Origin of the sequence: Tundrisphaera macrotermitis (assembly GCF_051175315.1) — a bacterium.
In the GTDB taxonomy this organism is placed as follows: Bacteria; Planctomycetota; Planctomycetia; order Isosphaerales; family Isosphaeraceae; genus Tundrisphaera.
Genome location: NZ_CP195100.1, coordinates 5,329,098 through 5,345,778 on the forward strand (window position 1 = coordinate 5,329,098; position 16,681 = coordinate 5,345,778).

The following is a 16,681-nucleotide window of genomic DNA, read 5'->3' on the forward strand; positions in this document are numbered from 1 at the left end:
GGATCAGTGGATGGCGCAGCCGGATCGGCCGTTCTTCTCGTCGTAGCGCTGGTGGTATTCCTCGGCGCGATAGAACGTCGAGGCCGGGGTGATCTCGGTCACGATCGGGCGGCGGAACCGGCCCGAGGCGTCGAGTTCGGCCTTCCTGGCCTCGGCCGCCGCCTTCTGCTCGTCGTCGTGGGTGAACACGGCCGATCGGTACTGCGTGCCGATGTCCGGCCCCTGGCGGTTGGGCGTGGTGGGGTCGTGGATCTGCCAGAAGGTGTCCAGCAGGCGGTCATAGGAAACCTGCGACGGGTCGTAGTCGACCTCCACGACCTCGGCATGGCCGGTCCGGCCGGTGCAGACGTCGCGATAGGTGGGGTTGGTGTAGTAGCCCCCGGCATAGCCCACGGCCACGTCCACGACGCCGGGGATCTGGCGGAACGCCGACTCGACGCCCCAGAAGCAGCCTGCACCGAATGTCGCCTTCTTCATCGCTTCCTCGCCTCCGGCCAATCAACCCGTCATCTCCCCCTATTTGTAGGCGGGCGATCGGCGCCGATCAACTTGTCGGCCGGGCCGACTCCGGGCATCATGGGCCGGACGGCACGAATCGACGGAGATCCGCAGATGATCGAGACGACCAAGGTGGCACGGCTCCCCGATACCTCGCACCGGCCCGAGCCCTACGACGGCCCGAGCCGCGACGAGGTGCTGGCCCTGCGCCGGGAGTACCTGACGCCGGGGCTGGTGACGTTCTATCGCGAGCCGTTGATGGTCGTCGAAGGGCACATGCAGTACCTCTGGGACGAGACCGGCAAGCGGTATCTGGACGCCTTCGCGGGGATCGTCACGGTCTCGGTCGGCCATTGCCACCCGGAGGTCGTGCGGAAGGTCCGCGAGCAGGTGGGCAAGCTCCAGCACACGACCACGATCTACCTCCACCCCACCATCGCCGAGTTCGGCAAGAAGCTCGCGGAGCACATGCCGGAGGGGAGCGGGCTGTCGGTCAGCACGTTCACGAATTCCGGGAGCGAGGCCAACGAGGTCGCGATCCTTGCCGCCCGCGAATACACCGGGAACGCCGAGGTCATCAGCCTCCGCAACTCGTACCACGGCGGCACCCAGGGAGCGATGGGCTTGACCGCGGTCGGGACCTGGAAGTTCAAGTCGAGCCCGGTCGTCAACGTCAAGCACGCGACCCCGGGCTACTGCTATCGCTGCCCGTATGGCCTGACCTACCCGAGCTGCGACGTGAAGTGTGCCCGCGACGTGGAGCCGTTGATCCGGCACGAGACACCGGGCGAGGTCGCCTGCTTCATCGGAGAGCCGATCCAGGGGGTGGGCGGGGTGGTCACTCCGCCCCCCGAATACTTCGGAATCGTCTACGACATCGTCCGCAAGCACGGGGGATTGTGCATCGCCGACGAGGTCCAGACCGGGTTCGGCCGGACCGGCGCGGCGTTCTGGGGGTTCGAGAACTGGGGGGTCACGCCCGACCTCGTCACGATGGCCAAGGGGATCGGCAACGGCGCCCCGCTCGGGGCCTGCGTGGCCCGGCCCGAGGTCGCCGCGATGATGAAGAACCGGATCCACTTCAACACCTTCGGCGGCAACCCGATCTCGATGACCCAGGGGCTCGCCACCCTGGAGGTCATCGACGCCGAGGGGATCCAGGAGAACGCCCGCGTGGTCGGCGCCCACCTCAAGGGGCGGCTTGAGGAGCTGACGGGCCGCCATCCCCTGATCGGCGAGGTCCGGGGCCTGGGGCTGATGCTGGGCGTGGAACTGGTCCGCGACCGCATCTCCAAGGAGCCGGCCACGACCGAGACGGCCGACGTGATGGAGCTGTGCAAGGAGCGGGGCTTGCTGCTCGGCAAGGGCGGCTTGTACGGCAATGTCCTCCGGATCAAGCCGCCGATGTGCCTCTCCCGCGACGACGCCGACTTCCTGGTCGACTGCCTCGACGAAGTGCTGTCCGCGGTCGGGAGGGGGGATTGACCGGCGCATCAGGGTCGGGAGATCCCCGGTTCGCCGAACCTCCCCCTGCCCCCGAACCCTGGGCGGCGGAGTATGCCGCCTGGCGGACGCGGGCGCTGTGCTGGACCTGTGCGGCGGCGGCGGCCTCGTATGCCCTGAGCTTCGCCGGCGGGGCCGAGCCGGCCTCGGTGCGGTTCGGGCTCAGGGACCCCGCGCCGTCGGTGGTGATGCTGGAAGCGGGGCTGAATTGGTATCTCCGCGGGGTGACGGCCGCCTTCGTGCTCTCGCTCGTGGCCGCGACGTGGCTCGGGCCCCGGTTGCGATGGTCCTGCCTCCTGGCGCGCCTGGCCTGGGCCCTGGGCTTTTTCGGCATGATGCCGCTGTTCCTGATCCCGTTCCCCCGCGTCCTGCACCAGCACGGCGTGGAGGCGGTCCTCCTGGCCACCAACGTGATCCGGGGGATCCTGGGCTTCTACGTCCCGTCCCTGTTCTCGCTTCTGCCCGCCCTGTCGAGGGCTGCGCGGGTGTTGAAGCGGGTCCTCCCGGAGTCGACGCTGCCCGGGTTGCTGGTGGTCGTGGCGTCGCCGCTGCAATCGCTGGTCACCTTCGTGCTGCTGGCCATTTTGGTCCAGGTGGTGCCGCATCGGGGCCTGATCCTCGGCGTCCTCTGCCTGTCGATCGCCCCGCTGGTCTGGCTGCCCCGGGCCGGGGCGCTGGTCCGCCCGTGCGGGCGTGACGAGGCGGTGCGTCGGCTCAGGGGCGTCGGGGCGATCGCCCGGGGTTTCGCCCTGCTCGGCGTGGGGCTGATCCTCCGCGAGGCCTGGGGCGAACTCGACCTCGACTGGCTGCTCGGCGAGGACGTCGACCTGTGGTACGCCCTGAACTTCCTCCTCGGCGTCCTGGCGAACAGGACGCTCCTGTCCGTGGTCCTGGTCGACGGCCTGCTCTCGCTGCTGTTCCACGCCGAGCGCGTCGAGGCCGAATGCTACGACCACGAATCCATCGATCGGCTGCATCGGAAGATCCGGGCGATCGGTGCGGCCCTGGTCGATACACGAGGCGAGTCTGATGCCCCCCGATAATCGTTGGTCCATCAAGGATTGGATGATCGCGGTCGCCTCGATCGCGATCATCTTCTACACCGCGGTGGAGTTCTATAAGGGGTACGTCTGGATGGTGAAGGCCGGGTGGTGACCCGCCTCGCAGCACTCATCTTGCTCGCGGCCACCCTTCGGCCGGGCTCGGCGATTGTGCGGAGGGGCCGGCGCCCGGATAATCGGCGTCCCGACACGCCGCCCCGACCCCTGAATGCGAGAGCCACACGATGCCCGACCCGCGCTGGGATGTCCTCGCCGAGATCCTGATCGGCCACTCGACGCGACTCCAGGCGGGCGAGTCGGTCCTGATCGAATGCTTCGACCTGGAAGACAGCACCCTGCCGCGCCTGCTGGTCCAGAAGGCCGCCCGGCGGGGGGCCTCAGCCCTGGTCGAGACCAAGGACACGCGGATCACCCGCGAGCTGATCCGCAACGCCTCCGAGGCGCAGATGCGGCTGATCGGCGAGTGCGAGCTGCACCGGATGGGCCGGGTCCAGGCCTACATCGGACTGCGGGGCGCCCGCAACATCAACGAGATGGCCGACGTCTCGCCCGAGAAGATGAACCTGTACAACACCCACTTCTTCAAGCCGGTCCACATGGACTGCCGGATCCGGAAGACCAAGTGGTGCGTGCTCCGCCTGCCCAACGCCGGGATGGCCCAGCAGGCCGGGATGAGCACCGAGGGGTTCGAGAACTTCTACTTCGACGTCTGCAACCTCGATTATCCCCGGCTGGCCAAGGCCCTCGTCCCGCTGGTCGAGCGGATGCGGGCGGCCAGCGAGGTCCACATCACCGGGCCGGAGACCGACCTCCGGTTCTCAATCGCCGGCATCCCGGTCGTCCCCTGCTCGGGCGAGATGAACGTCCCCGACGGCGAGGTCTTCACCTCCCCGGTCCGCGACTCGGTCGAGGGGCACGTCCGCTTCAACACCCCCACGGTCTACCAGGGGACGTCGTTCGACGGCGTGAAGCTGGTCTTCGAGAAGGGGAAGATCGTCGAGGCGGATTGCTCGGGCGGGGATCGCAAGAAGCTCCGGCGGATCCTCGACTCCGACGAGGGGGCGTCCTACATCGGCGAGTGGTCGATCGGCTGCAACCCCCGCATCCTCCACCCGATGCGCGACATCCTGTTCGACGAGAAGATCGCCGGCAGCTTCCACCTGACGCCCGGCAACGCCTACGACGAGGCCGACAACGGCAACCGCTCCAAGGTCCACTGGGACCTCGTCCAGATCCAGCGGGCCGAGTACGGCGGCGGCACGATCTCGTTCGACGGCGTGCCGATCCGGGTCGACGGCAAGTTCGTCCCGGAGGAACTCCAGAACCTCGACCCCGAATGAAAGAAGGCGGCCCCGGGCTGTTCTCGCCCGGGGCCGCCCTCGTGGTTTCCTGCCGGATCCGACCCGCTCAGAACGAGCGGGGCCGGACCGGGACGGACCGGGACACGATGGCCGCCCGATTGAGGTTCGGGCCACGCAGGATGGGCACCCCGCCGTTGCCGCCGCCCTGGTTGGGGTTGTTGGAGAGGGTCTCCCCGTTCACGCTGACCGGGGCGAACGAGGCGAAGAACGGGGCGGTGGTCAGGTTGCTCCGGACGTCGCCGAAGCGGCGGAATCCGGTGATGACCCCGATCTGGACCCGGCGGCTGGTGCTCTGCTTGGTCCGGGTCACGCTGCCGTTCAGGATGCTGCGGCGCGGGACGATGTTGGCCAGGTTGATCACGGACGCGTTGCCCGAGGCGTCGCGGGTGATCGTCATGGTCCCGCCCCGCGTCAGCGAGATGGTGACGAGGTTGCCGTTGGCGTCGAGGTAGCGGAGGCGGTTCCCCTGGCCGATCGTGGTCAGGTAGTTCTGCCCCGCCACGCCGGTCCCGGTGCCGTCCAGGGGGTTGCCCGACAGGTCCACCAGCGGCAGGCCGACCGAGCCGTTGAGGTTGAGCTGGTAGAACCGGTTGGCCGGCAGCGTGTCGGCGGTGGTCAGGGTGACGGTGCGGGTCGCCGGATCATAGGTCGCGCCGGTGATGCTCACCGCGTTGCCGGCACCTCGGCCCGGGTCGCGGCCCGAGATCGAGACGGCGTAATTGGTCAGCAACTCGGCCCGGGCCCGGTCCATCGCCTCGTTGAAAGTGATGACGAATCCGGTGATCCCCTGCTTGGTCTGGATTGGGACGATGCTGGAGACCTGCGGGGCGACCGAGTCGCGGTCGGTGTTGACCACGGTGACCACCGCCGAGGCGTTGCCGAGCGAGGCGTCGCCGCCGGGGTTGGACAGCGTGAGGGCGAAATCCAGATTCTCGCCGATGATCCCGTCATTGAGGACCGGGATGGTGATGGTCTTGCTCTGCTCCCCTTCGAGGAAGGTGAGCGTGCCCGAGGTCGCGACGTAGTTGACGCCGGCGCGGGCCGTCAGGTCGGAGGTCGCGTACTGGACCGTGACGGTCCCCTGCGTCCCCAGGACGCGATTCACCGTGAAGGTGATCGAACCGGCATTCTCGTTGACCGAGCCGACCGTGGCCGTCAGCCCGAGCGTGCCCGGCTGGTTGAATCCGGGGAAGCTCGACGTGGCCGAGTTGTTGGCCGGGTCCGGGTCGAAGTTGTCGGAGGTGACCGACGCCGAGTTGACGATCGGGCCGACCGAGGTCGGGGCCACGATCAAGGTCAGGATTGCCGAGGCGCCCGGGGCGAGGTCGCCCGGGTTGAAGGTCAGCACGCCGACCCCGCCGACCGTCCCCTGGCTGACGAACACGCCGAGCAGGCGGGCGTTGGCCGGCAGGATGTCGGTCACGACGACGTTGGTAGCCGTCGCGGGGCCGTTGTTGGCGACGATCACGGTGTAGGTGGACGGGTCGCCCACCAGCACCGGCGCCGAGGAGACCGTGCTGGTGATCGCCAGGTCGGCGGGGGCCACCACGGTGCTGGACGACGCGACGTTATCCGACCGGTCGGGCTCGTAGCCGTTGGTGGCCACGGCGACGCTGTTGGTCAGCACACCGGATCGGGCCGGCAGGACGGTGATCGTGACGTCCCGCTGCTCGCCGGGTTGGAGCGTGCCGAGGCTCACGGTCAGGCTGTTGCCGCTGATCGTGTAGCTGGCCCCGTCCGGGACGACGACCCCGGCGAACGAGGCGATCTGACCCAGGTTGTCGTTGAGCGTCACGTCCTGGGCCGCGCCCACGCCGGTGTTGAAGACCCGGAACGTGTAGGAGGTCGGGGCGTTCAGGGCGATCGGCCCGGTCGGGCTGATGATCGACACGCTCAGGGCGGACGGGCTCACCGAGACCGCCGTGCTGGCGGTCAGATCCTCCGGCGTGCGGTCGATCTGTGCCGTATTGGCGATCGTCGCCGTGGCGGTGAACATGCCGGCGACCGTGGGGATGAACCTCAATGTGACCGTCACCTGCCCGCCGTCCGCCAACTCGTTGAAGGTCACGGTGGACCCATCGGCCGAAATCGTCCCGATGCCGCCGACGCTCAGGCTCCCCGAATCGAAGACCATGCCCGCCGGTGCGGCAAAGTTGAGCACCGCGGCGGTCGCGGAGAACGGCCCGGCGTTGGCTACGAGGATCTTGAATTCCAGGGGGCTGCCGATCAGCGCCGGGGCCGGCGATGCGGCCAGGGTTACCGACAGGTCGGCCGCCTCCAGGACGGTGATCGAGGCGGGCGGAGTGGTGTTGTTGGACGGGTCGGGGTCGGCCTGGCCGGTGCCATCGAAGACGGTGGCCTGGCTGGTGAACGTGCCGACCTCGCCGGCCGTGCCCCGGATGGAGACGGTCCTCGAGAAATTCGCGCTGGGGAAGTTGCCCAGGTCGAAGGTGAGGGTGTTGCCCGACCGGGTGAAGGGGGCGTCCGCGGTCACGTTGATGATGCTGGCCGGGAGGTCGATCGTGAACCGGGCGTCGGCCGCGATGCTCGGGCCGGCGTTCAGGACCGTCACCGCGAAGATCACGTCCTCGCCGATGGCGAGTTCCTCGGGGACCGGCGTGAGGAAGATCTGGAGGTCCGAGCTGAGCCCGATGGTCGGGCTGGTCAGCGTCGAGACGTTGTTCAGGAAGTTCGGCTCGTACTGGCGGGCGAAGATCCCGTTGATGAACGCCCGGCCGTAGGCCGAGGCCGTGTTGGTGAGCTGGACGCCGGACGTCCGGGGCCGCACCACGATCTGCACGTCGGTGAACAGGCCCGGCCCGATGTTGGGGATCGACAGGGTGATGTTGGTCACCGCCCCCAGCGTCTGGGGCGCGGCATTGCCGATCTGGTAGGAGACCGGCGTGACGTTGGAGGGCAACGTCTCGAACAGCTGGATGTTCGTCGAGGTGCTGACCCCGAGGTTGCGGATCCGGATGGTGTAGGTGTAGTCCTGGCCGATCAGGGGGACCTGCGGGGTGGCGGTCGTCGTCACCTCCAGGTCGGGGTTCAGGGCCTCGGCCACGACCAGGCTCTGCGAGAACTGGGAGGTGCCCGGAGTCGCGCCGATCCGCGTGACGGTCGCCGTGATCGAATCCCCGAGGTTCGCCAGCAAGGGGGTGACGAAGTCGAAGGGGATGGTCAACGTCGGCGTGTTGCCGCTCTGGGCGTCGATGAAGAGCTGGCCCAGCGGGGTCGTCCCGTCCAGGCCCGAGCGGGCCGCCGACGTGTTGGTGAAGAACTGGATCAGATACGGCGTGTTGACCGCCCCCTGGAACGTCCCCGCGACGTGGGTCACGGTCGAGGAGGCCTCGGCGACCGCGAGCAGGGGGGCCGTGATCCCGGCGTTGCCGTTGTTGGTCAGCACGATCCCCCGGCCGTTGTAGACCGCATCGCCCGATGCCCGGGCGACGTTGGAGTAGATCGAGTTGGACAGGATCAGGGACCCGGGGGAGGTCGACGTGGTCCCGCCGTCGACGACGACGCCCGCCCCGAGGTTGAAGGCGATGATGTTGCCGGGGTCGGTGGGCGAGGGCAGGACCTGCTCGGCGGCGCCGAGGAAGTTGCCGATGAAGACCGAGGGGGCCGTGTTGAGCAGCCGGATCCCGCCGAAGCCGGCGGCGCTGCCGTTGCCCAGGGCCGTCCCGTCGCTCTTGATGCCGATCGAGTTGTTGTAGATCTGGGTGGTGGTCGTCGTCGCGCCCTGGACGAAGATCCCGGCCAGCGTGTTTCCGGAGATCAGGTTGCCTTCCGGATCATTGATGCCGCCGATCAGGGTGCCGGTCGGGCCCGTGACGTAGATGCCATATTGAGCGTTCGGGATGGCGGCCAGGCCGGCGGCGTTGGTCCCGATGTAGTTGCCCGAGACCGTGTTGTTGTTGGCCGTGGTCGCGGCGATGTTGATCCCGGTGGAGTTGCCGGAGATGACGTTGGCCTCGCCGGCCAGGCCCGTGCCGATGCGATTGCTCTGCGAGGCGACGTCCACCCCGACCGGGGTGTTCGCCGCCGGCGGGAGGGCCGCCGTCCCCGCGGCATTGATGCCGATGAAGTTGTTGCGGAGGGTCGTGTTGTTCGCCGTGGCCCCGATCGAGACCTGGGCCAGTTGATTGCCCGTGATCACGTTCCGGTTGACCCGGTTGTTCGCGGTGTCGTCGGCGAGGCCGATCAGGTTGTTGATCCCGACCACCTGGATGCCGTTGGCCCCGTTGCCCAGGGCCGCGACGCCGTCCCGGCCGGTCCCGATGTAGCAGCCGATGATCGTGTTGCCGGTCCCCAGCAGGGCGATCCCGCTCCCCCGGAACCGGTTGATCGCCAGGTTGCTGATCGTCGCCCCCGTGGCGGTCACGTTCAGGCCGTTGCCGCCGGTCAGCAACGCCCCGCTGATCTCCACCCGGGTGGTGTCGTTCGGATCGGGCGTGGCATCGTTGGGGATGGTCCCGTCCACGATGAGGTTGGCCCGGTCGATGTTGGGCAGCTGGCTGGCCGGCGTGATCGTCTGCGATGACGTCAGGTCGAAGACGATCCGGTCGATCTGGCTCCCGGTGCTGGCGTTCGCATCGAGGATCGCCTGCCGCAGGGAGAAGGGCCCGCTGTCATTCGTGTTGGACACCGTGAAGACCGCCATCAGGAGGCGATCCTCGCACTGCTCCAGGGAGAGCCGGCGCGGCCCCGGGCGGGAATGCCGCCTCGCGAACAGTCCGGCCGAGCCACGTCGTCGTTTCATGGATCCGATCTCCACCGGCGAGTCGCGGACCGGGTCCGGTCGGCCGGGATGATTGCGGGGATGGTAATGGCAATCTGGGCAGAATATTAAAGACAGTTTACCCGCGGGCCAACGCTTGTCAAAAAAACACCTCGCATCGCGTCGCCCGATCATCAGGGACAATCGAATGTGCAAAGCATTCCAACGAAAGGCATGTGTTGGATTGGGATGATTCTGCTCATTCCAATGCATGCTTGCAATCAAAAAGATAGCTGTTTCGCGAAATCAACATGCCCGGGGCGTGGATGGGGCGGGTGGGATCGTCGCATCGTGGCGGATCCAATGAGCGTTGGCGTGGGCCCGGCGTGCAGCCGCTCGATTCCCGGGCGGTGTGCGCCGAAAGGCGAGCCGGTGCGGTCGGGGAGCCAGGATGTTGTATTTCTTGGCACAATCGCTCACACTGGAGGCGTCACCCCAACGATGGTGCGCGCGGGCCCCGGCCCGGGCGCGATGAGATCGGGGTCCTCTCCGCTTGCGTGGGCATGGCCGGCGTCTGCTGGTTCGGTCGCATTGTAGGGTCGTGCCTCGCGGCCTCGAGCCGGGCACCGTCCGCGACCATGCCCACGCAAGCGAAGACGATCGGCCGCGACAGGCCCCCGGCCCCGCCGGCAGCCGGGGCGGCGACGCCGCGATACATGATCTGCGACCCGGCATCGAGGCCCCATGAAACGTAGTCGGAAGTCGAGAGTCCCTTCCGTCGAGCAGCTCCGCGCGGCCCTCTCCCAGCCCGACCTCGCCCACAAGGTCTGGGCCGCGATCCGACGCAATCAGGTCCTCCGGCTCATGGCGGCCATGTCGATCCTCTGGATCCTGGGGGCGATCGGCATCGGCCTGGCCGAGGGCAAGGACAACCCGGACTTCAACACCTGGACCGAGTCCTTCTGGAACGTCTGGGTGATGCTGTTCAGCGGCCTGGAAAATCCGCCCCAGACGGCGATCGGCCGCCTGATCTCGATGCTGTTGCTGGGCCTGGGCGTCGGCCTGGTGGGCCTGTTCACCGGCTCGGTGGCGTCGATCCTGATCGACCAGAATATGCGGAGGAACGAAGTGGCCAATTTCGAGATGGACGATCACCTGGTCCTGTGCAACTGGGGCCCGCGCGGGCTGGAATGGATCCGCGAGGTCCACAGCAAGATCATCCAGGACAAGCGGCCCGTGGTCATCATCCACGACAGCCCCGAGGAGATCGACCTCCCCGACAAGCAGGATGATGCGGCCTTCAACGACGTCTACATCGTCAAGGGCGACCCCACCAACGAGGTGATCCTCCGCCGCGCCAGGGTCCCCAAGGCCCACTCCGTCGTGATCCTCTCCGACGCGAGGCAGGGGGAGCACACCGACGGCAAGACGATCCTGACGTGCATCGCCATCCGCAATATCTGCCGGGGGGAGGCCGTCCCCAACGTCTCCGTCGAATGCCACAACGTCAATAATCGCCATCATCTCATGAAAGCGGGTGCAGACGAGATCATCTCATCGGATGAGCTGGGATTGCGCCTGCTGGCGCGATCCGCATTATTCCACGGCATGACCCAGGTCTATCAGGAATTGCTGACGGTCGGGCGCGATGCCAATGAGATGTATCTCTATCCGATCCCGAAAAGCCTGGTGGGCCGCGATTTCGCCGAGATCGCCAGCATGTTCGTCCGCAATCGGGATGACAAGCGTTCCTGCCTCCTGATCGGCATCCAGCGCGGCGACGAGATGAACCTCAACCCGGTCGGCAAGGAGTCCGGGCCCCTCGCCAAGGGGGACCAGCTCATCCTCCTGAGCCGCGTCTTCCTGTCGCGCAACCAGCCCCTGCCGACCATCCCCCCCATCGAGCCCGATCCCGAAGAATGATCGCGGCCGCCGCGGGGCCGCCATGCCCGGCGATGATCGGTGTTCCTTCCTGCCCCCCCGACTGATGTTTGACGATTGTGGCGGCATCATCGCATCATGACGATGATAGGGGCGGAATATTCATGACATGCACAGCGAGTGGATTGCATTATTCATGATCTAGGGATAAATTGTAGTCAATTCAATTCGCCTGCGTCATCATATTGGAGAGTTTGAGATGGCACGTTCGCGCCCCTCCAAGGCCGAAGCGGTCGAGGCCGACGTCCCCGAGGTCGAGGAGCCGGAGGTCGACGACTCGGACGATGAAGGCGATGCCGATCCCGCGGGCTCGGCCGGGGGCCGGCCGATGTCCAAGGCCAAGGCGGCCCGCTCCGCGATCGAGCGGGGGATCGAGTCGCCGCAGGAGGCCAGCGAGTTCATCCTCCGGGAATACGGGATCGTCATGGCCCCGCAGCATTTCTCGGCGGTGAAGTCCCAGCTCCGCAAGAAGGAGCGGGAGGCCGAGGAGGCCGGACGTCCCGGCACGCCGCCCCGCCGCGGACGCCGCCCCGCCCTCGATTCCTACCTCGCCCCGCCCCCGCGGCAGCCCGCGTCGGCCGTCGAGACGGACCTCCTCGACGCGATCGAGGCCATCAAGCCGCTCGTCGCATCGCTGGGCGCGGAGAAGGTCAAGCGGATCGTCGAATTGCTGGGCTGATCGTCCGAAGGGTCCGATCCAGCCGGTAGGCAGGGATGCCTCCCTCGCATACGCCCCCCCCCGGCGTTGCCCGGCCGCCACCCGATCGTTGCCGCAGGACGACACGCAGGGCCCGGCCGGCTCGGGCGAGGGCGTGATCGGTGAGGAGGGGCCACCGCCCGTCCCGCCCTGGTTTTCCCGCGAAATCGAGGGGATCCTCGCGTCCCGCCGCCGGCCCGTGGGCGCCAACGGCGATCGCGGCCGCCTGCGCAACGCCCGCGATTGGGGCGATCGATCAAGCCCGGCGTCCGGTCGGACTTCGTACGGGTATTAGGTTCGTGAGCGAGGGTGTTGGCCGGGGTCTCGACGCCGCGGCCGGCCTCGCCCAAACGATCCGGGTCGCCCCTATCACTGCGTGATCGATGACCCAACGGGGCGGGGAGGCCCGCCGCGTGGGGGAGTCGTCCGCCTCTCGCGAGGTCATGATGCCCACGTCTTCGTTCTGGTCGAAAGTCCGTGCAGAACGTCAGGCTCCGAAGCGCCGCGCCCGGGTCGCGAGGCCATCCCCGGAGGCCATGGAGGCGAGGATCGTCCAGGCGGGCGGCCTCGCGGCATCCTACGCCCTGGCCTCGGATTGGGGGTCGGGCTTCCAGGGGGCGTTCCGGATCGACAACTCCCAGGCCGAGGCGGCGCCGGGGTGGCGGCTCGAATTCGACCTGAGCACGCCGATCACCTCGATCTGGAACGCCACGGTCCTCAGCCGGGTCGGCAACCATTATGTCGTCGGCGGGGCGAGCTGGAACGCGACCATGGCGACCGGTTCGTCGATCGAGGTGGGATTCGTGGCGACGGGACAGTCCGCGACGCCGGCCAACATCAAGGTCGGGGCGTCCACCCCGCCGACGGCCCTGCCCTCCGTCTCCGTGGCCGATGCCCGCGTGGCCGAGGGGAACACCGGCAAGACCATCCTCCCGTTCGTCGTCTCCCTGTCCAGGCCCGGGACGGCCCCGATCTCGGTCGACTACGCCACGGCCGGCGGGACGGCGACCCCGGGCGCCGACTTCATCGCGAAGTCCGGCACCCTGACGTTCGCCCCCGGCGAGACCAGCAAGACGGTCGGCGTGGAGATCATCGGCGATGCCGCGGTCGAGGGGGACGAGACGCTCTCGCTCGTCCTGTCCTCCCCCTCCGGGGCCACGCTCGGCACCGGCCGGGGGACCGGCACGATCGTCGACGATGACACCCCGGCGCCCCCGGCCGGGAATGTGAGCATCTCCTACGCCACGACCAATGACTGGGGCTCGGGCCTGAATGGCGAGGTGACGCTCAAGAACGGGACGGCGAAGGCCCAGTCCGGCTGGACGCTCGCGTTCGACTTCCCCGGTTCGATCACCTCGATCTGGGACGCGCAGGTCGTGGCCCATGTCGGCACGCGATACACCGTGACCGGCGCCAATTGGAACGGCTCGATCGCCGCGGGCGGGACGGCGTCATTCGGCTTCACGGCCAACCCGGGCGGCAGTTCGCTGAAGGCGACCAACTTCGTTTTCCGGGCGACAGAGATAGACGGCGGGCCCGCCAACCGCGCCCCGGTCGGGGTCGGCGATTCGGCGATCGCGACCCAGGACACGCCGATCACCATCCGGGTCCTGGCCAACGACACCGACCCCGACGGCGATGCGCTGTCGGTCGCCTCCTTCACCGCCCCGGCTCACGGGACGGTCGCGGCCAACCCCGACGGCACGCTGACCTACACGCCGACCCCGTCCTATCTGGGGGCCGATTCCTTCACCTACGTTGTCTCCGACGGCAAGGGGGGGACCGCCACCGCGACCGTGGCGGTCGCGGTGGTGGCGCCGACCCCGGCGGGAATCTGGCCCGACCGCGTCTATGCCCCCTATGTCGACATGGGCCTCCACCCGACCTACGACCTGGCCGCCGCCAGCCGGGCCACCGGGGTCAAGTTCTTCACCCTCGCGTTCATCACCGCCGACCCGGCGGGCCACCCGAGTTGGGGCGGGTTCGCCTCCTACGGGGTGGACGGGGGTGAGTTCGATCGGGGCGTCCGTTCGCAGATCGGGGCGGTCCGGGCTTTGGGCGGCGACGTCATGGTCTCGTTCGGCGGGGCCAGCGGAAGCGAGCTGGCGCAGTCGATCACCGACGTGGGCCGGCTCACCGCCGCCTATCAGAAGGTGGTCGACGCCTACGGCCTGACCCGGCTCGACTTCGACATCGAAGGCGCCGCGGTCGCCGACCGCGCCTCGATCGACCGCCGGTCGCGGGCGATCGCCGCCCTGCAGCGCAACGCCGCGGCGGCGGGCAGGACGCTCCACGTCGAGTTCACCCTCCCGGTCCTGCCCACCGGGCTGACCGCCGACGGCCTGAACGTGGTCCGATCGGCGATCAACGCCGGCGTGCAGGTCGGCGGCGTGAACGGGATGGCGATGGACTACGGCGACTCCGCCGCCCCCAACCCGTCGGGCCGGATGGGCGACTATGCGATCCAGGTCGCCCACAGCCTGCATGACCAGTTGCTCGGCCTGTATGGCAACTCCAGGACCGATGCGCAGCTGTGGAAGATGGTCGGCATCACGCCCATGATCGGGCTCAATGACATCACGACCGAGGTCTTCGACCAGCAGGAAGCCCGCGAGGTGGCCGAGTTCGCCCGGCAGAAGGGCATCGGCCGGCTCTCGATCTGGTCGCTCAACCGCGATCGCCAGAGCCCGTCCGGCCGGCTCAATTACGTCGACCTCAATTCGAGCAGCCTGGTGCAGTCCCCCTACGAGTTCTCCAACATCTTCAAGGGGTTCCAGTCCTGACGAGGATCGAGGGCCCGGCCGGCCGACCACGGCCGGGCCGCCGGGATCACTTCCGGTCGTAATATCGATTCACGGCCGCCCAGGTCACCTCGGGATGGTCGGTCGCGAATGACATGAAGCCGAGGTCGAGCAGCTTCGTATAGATTTCGGGCGTCGTCCCGCCGTAGGGGAGGGTCTGCACCAGGATGTTGTGCTGGCGCAGCTCGTCGCATCGCGCCGACAGGAAGGCGTCGGATTCCTGGAACGGGTTCGGCGTGTCGGCGCGGATCTCCTCGGCGGGCCTCGCCAGGTGGGTGTGGATCTGGACCTGATCGACGCCCGCGAAGTTCGCCGCGCGGAGCTTCTCGAACCGCCCGTTCAGCACGGCCTCGGTCCCCCCCATCCAGAGGAGGGTCCGCGATTCGGGCAACAATTCCTTCCACCGCTTCACGATCTCATCCTTGGTGGAGGCCAGGATCACCTGCCGGGCCACCCCGGCCTCCTGGACCTCGGCGGCGAGCTTTTGCAGGTCCACCTGCTTGATGTCGAGGTAGAGCCGGCGCGCGGGGTCGTCCCGCATCAGGCCGAAGGTGTCCTTGAGGCGGCCTACCTTCCGGCCCGAGAACTTCTCCCCCTTCCAGGATCCGACGTCCAGCGCCTGAAGTTCGGCGAATGAAAGGTCTTTGACGCCCTTCTTCGCCATCTCCGGCGAAACGCCGCGGACGACCCGGGCGAAGTCGGCGTCGTGGAACGCCACGATCACGCCGTCCTTGGTGGTCCGGACGTCGGCCTCGGGGATGCAGCCCAGCTCCCAGCCGAGTTCGAACGCCTCGCGGGTGTTCTCCTCGGCGAGTTCCCCGGCCCCCCGGTGGGCCTGGACGATGAACTGCTCGCGGGGCAGGTGGCCGCGGACCGTCCAGCGGGCGAGCTCCTGGGCGGGGGCCGGCGCGGACGCCGCCACCAGGAGGATCGAAGCGAGGCAGATGATACGCATCGGAAAGTCCCATCAAAGTCGGTGCATCCCGACCGGAGAGCCCGGGGATCGCCCCGCGATCGTCGCGCGGGGCCGGCATCCCGTCAAGTTCCCGGCTCCCCGATGATTCGCGTCCGACTTGCGTCCGACCTTCCGGCTCCGGTAGAGTGGATCGGCGTCCCCAAGGCGGGGGCCCCGATGGTCGAAGGTCGGACCTTGATGCGTGGCTGGCGGACCCTCCGGACGACTTGGGCGTGGGCGATCGCGGTCGCCTGCCTGGCGGGGGCCGGGTGCGGCGGCGGCGCGTCCCCGTCGCCCGAGCTGGTCTGGGGCATCCGGGGTTCCAAGCCCGGCTGGATCAACAAGCCCCGCGCCGCGGCCTATGACAAGGACGATCATCTTTATCTGGTCGACCTGACCGACCGGGTCCAGGTGTTCGACCGCGAGGGGAGGTATCTCCGCGGCTGGCGGATGCCCGACTTCAACGTCGACGGGCCGAGCGGGGTGAGCTTCGATCGCCAGAATCGCCTGCTGGTGGCCGACACCCACTTCTACCGGGTGCTGGTGTTCTCGGCCGAGGGGAAGCTCCTGCTCCAGATCGGCGACGGGGTCCAGGGCTCCACGCCGGGGCGGTTCACCTACCCGTGCGACGTGGTGACCGACCGCGCCGGGAACTTCTACGTCGCCGACTACGGCGAGAACGACCGGGTCCAGGTCTTCTCGCCCGAGGGGAAGTGGCTCCGCCAGTGGGGCGGGCACGGGTTCGAGCCCGGCCAGTTCCTCCGCCCGCGGGCGCTGGCGATCGACGACCAGGACCGGATCTACGTGGCGGATAGCGGCACGCACCGGATCCAGGTGTTCGACACCGAGGGCAAGCTCCTCCGGGCCTGGGGCACGCGCGGGGACGGGCCGGGCCAGCTGGCCTACCCGTTCGACGTGGCGGTGGGGCCGGACGGGTGCCTCTACGTCTGCGAATACGGCAACCACCGGGTCCAGAAGTTCGGCCTGGACGGCACCCCGATGGGGAGCTGGGGGGACGCGGGCCGGGGGCCGGGGCAGTTGTTCAACCCCTGGGCCCTGGCCGTGGACAGCCGGGGCTCGGTGTCGGTCGTCGATTCGAGCAATCACCGGGTCCAGCGGTTCCGGCTGTAACCTTTGGGGAGGC

11 protein-coding genes are annotated in these 16,681 nt (G+C 68.3%); 8 read left to right on the forward strand and 3 right to left on the reverse strand.

Annotation, left to right across the window (positions count from 1 at the left end; translation table 11 throughout):
* Positions 1-3 precede the first annotated feature (3 nt).
* Positions 4-477: a peptide-methionine (S)-S-oxide reductase MsrA gene (msrA, locus tag TA3x_RS21665; RefSeq protein WP_435016757.1), complete on the reverse strand. Its 474-nt coding sequence runs from the start codon at positions 475-477 to the stop codon at positions 4-6.
* A gap of 135 nt (positions 478-612) precedes the next feature.
* Here msrA and TA3x_RS21670 point away from each other — a divergent pair, with 135 nt between their 5' ends.
* The 4 genes from TA3x_RS21670 (at position 613) to TA3x_RS21685 (ending at position 4,402) form a co-directional block, all read left to right on the forward strand.
* The gene (locus TA3x_RS21670) at positions 613-1,983 is read left to right on the forward strand and encodes an aspartate aminotransferase family protein (protein WP_435016758.1); all 1,371 of its coding nucleotides are present in this window, start codon (positions 613-615) and stop codon (positions 1,981-1,983) included.
* Positions 1,980-3,044: a hypothetical protein gene (locus TA3x_RS21675; RefSeq protein WP_435016759.1), complete on the forward strand. Its 1,065-nt coding sequence runs from the start codon at positions 1,980-1,982 to the stop codon at positions 3,042-3,044. The genes TA3x_RS21670 and TA3x_RS21675 overlap by 4 nt, the downstream gene beginning before the upstream one ends.
* Positions 3,031-3,156 (forward strand): hypothetical protein, encoded by a 126-nt coding sequence (locus TA3x_RS21680; RefSeq protein WP_435016760.1) that lies wholly within the window; start codon positions 3,031-3,033, stop codon positions 3,154-3,156. Before TA3x_RS21675 ends, TA3x_RS21680 begins: the two co-directional genes overlap by 14 nt.
* Before the next feature lie 130 nt (positions 3,157-3,286).
* Complete coding sequence (locus tag TA3x_RS21685) at positions 3,287-4,402, forward strand: aminopeptidase (RefSeq protein ID WP_435016761.1); 1,116 nt, start codon at positions 3,287-3,289, stop codon at positions 4,400-4,402.
* Between the two features lie 67 nt (positions 4,403-4,469).
* Here TA3x_RS21685 and TA3x_RS21690 read toward each other — a convergent pair whose 3' ends face one another.
* The gene (locus TA3x_RS21690; RefSeq protein ID WP_435016762.1) at positions 4,470-9,185 is read right to left on the reverse strand and encodes a beta strand repeat-containing protein; all 4,716 of its coding nucleotides are present in this window, start codon (positions 9,183-9,185) and stop codon (positions 4,470-4,472) included.
* Positions 9,186-9,887: 702 nt separating this feature from the next.
* Between TA3x_RS21690 and TA3x_RS21695 the strand changes: the two genes are divergently transcribed.
* The 3 genes from TA3x_RS21695 to TA3x_RS21705 all read left to right on the forward strand — a co-directional run bounded on the left by TA3x_RS21695 (position 9,888) and on the right by TA3x_RS21705 (position 14,564).
* Positions 9,888-11,066 carry a potassium channel family protein gene (locus TA3x_RS21695; protein ID WP_435016763.1) on the forward strand — a complete coding sequence of 393 codons (1,179 nt, stop codon included), beginning with the start codon at positions 9,888-9,890 and terminating at the stop codon, positions 11,064-11,066.
* Positions 11,067-11,283: 217 nt separating this feature from the next.
* Positions 11,284-11,763 carry a thioesterase gene (locus tag TA3x_RS21700; RefSeq protein ID WP_435016764.1) on the forward strand — a complete coding sequence of 160 codons (480 nt, stop codon included), beginning with the start codon at positions 11,284-11,286 and terminating at the stop codon, positions 11,761-11,763.
* Positions 11,764-12,317: 554 nt separating this feature from the next.
* Positions 12,318-14,564, forward strand: coding sequence for a cellulose binding domain-containing protein (locus TA3x_RS21705; protein ID WP_435016765.1), 2,247 nt, complete (start codon positions 12,318-12,320; stop codon positions 14,562-14,564).
* Between the two features lie 46 nt (positions 14,565-14,610).
* Here TA3x_RS21705 and TA3x_RS21710 read toward each other — a convergent pair whose 3' ends face one another.
* On the reverse strand, positions 14,611-15,537 hold the full coding sequence (locus TA3x_RS21710; RefSeq protein ID WP_435016766.1) for a glycerophosphodiester phosphodiesterase: 927 nt from the start codon (positions 15,535-15,537) through the stop codon (positions 14,611-14,613).
* Between the two features lie 177 nt (positions 15,538-15,714).
* Between TA3x_RS21710 and TA3x_RS21715 the strand changes: the two genes are divergently transcribed.
* The gene (locus TA3x_RS21715; protein ID WP_435016767.1) at positions 15,715-16,668 is read left to right on the forward strand and encodes an NHL repeat-containing protein; all 954 of its coding nucleotides are present in this window, start codon (positions 15,715-15,717) and stop codon (positions 16,666-16,668) included.
* Positions 16,669-16,681 lie beyond the last annotated feature (13 nt).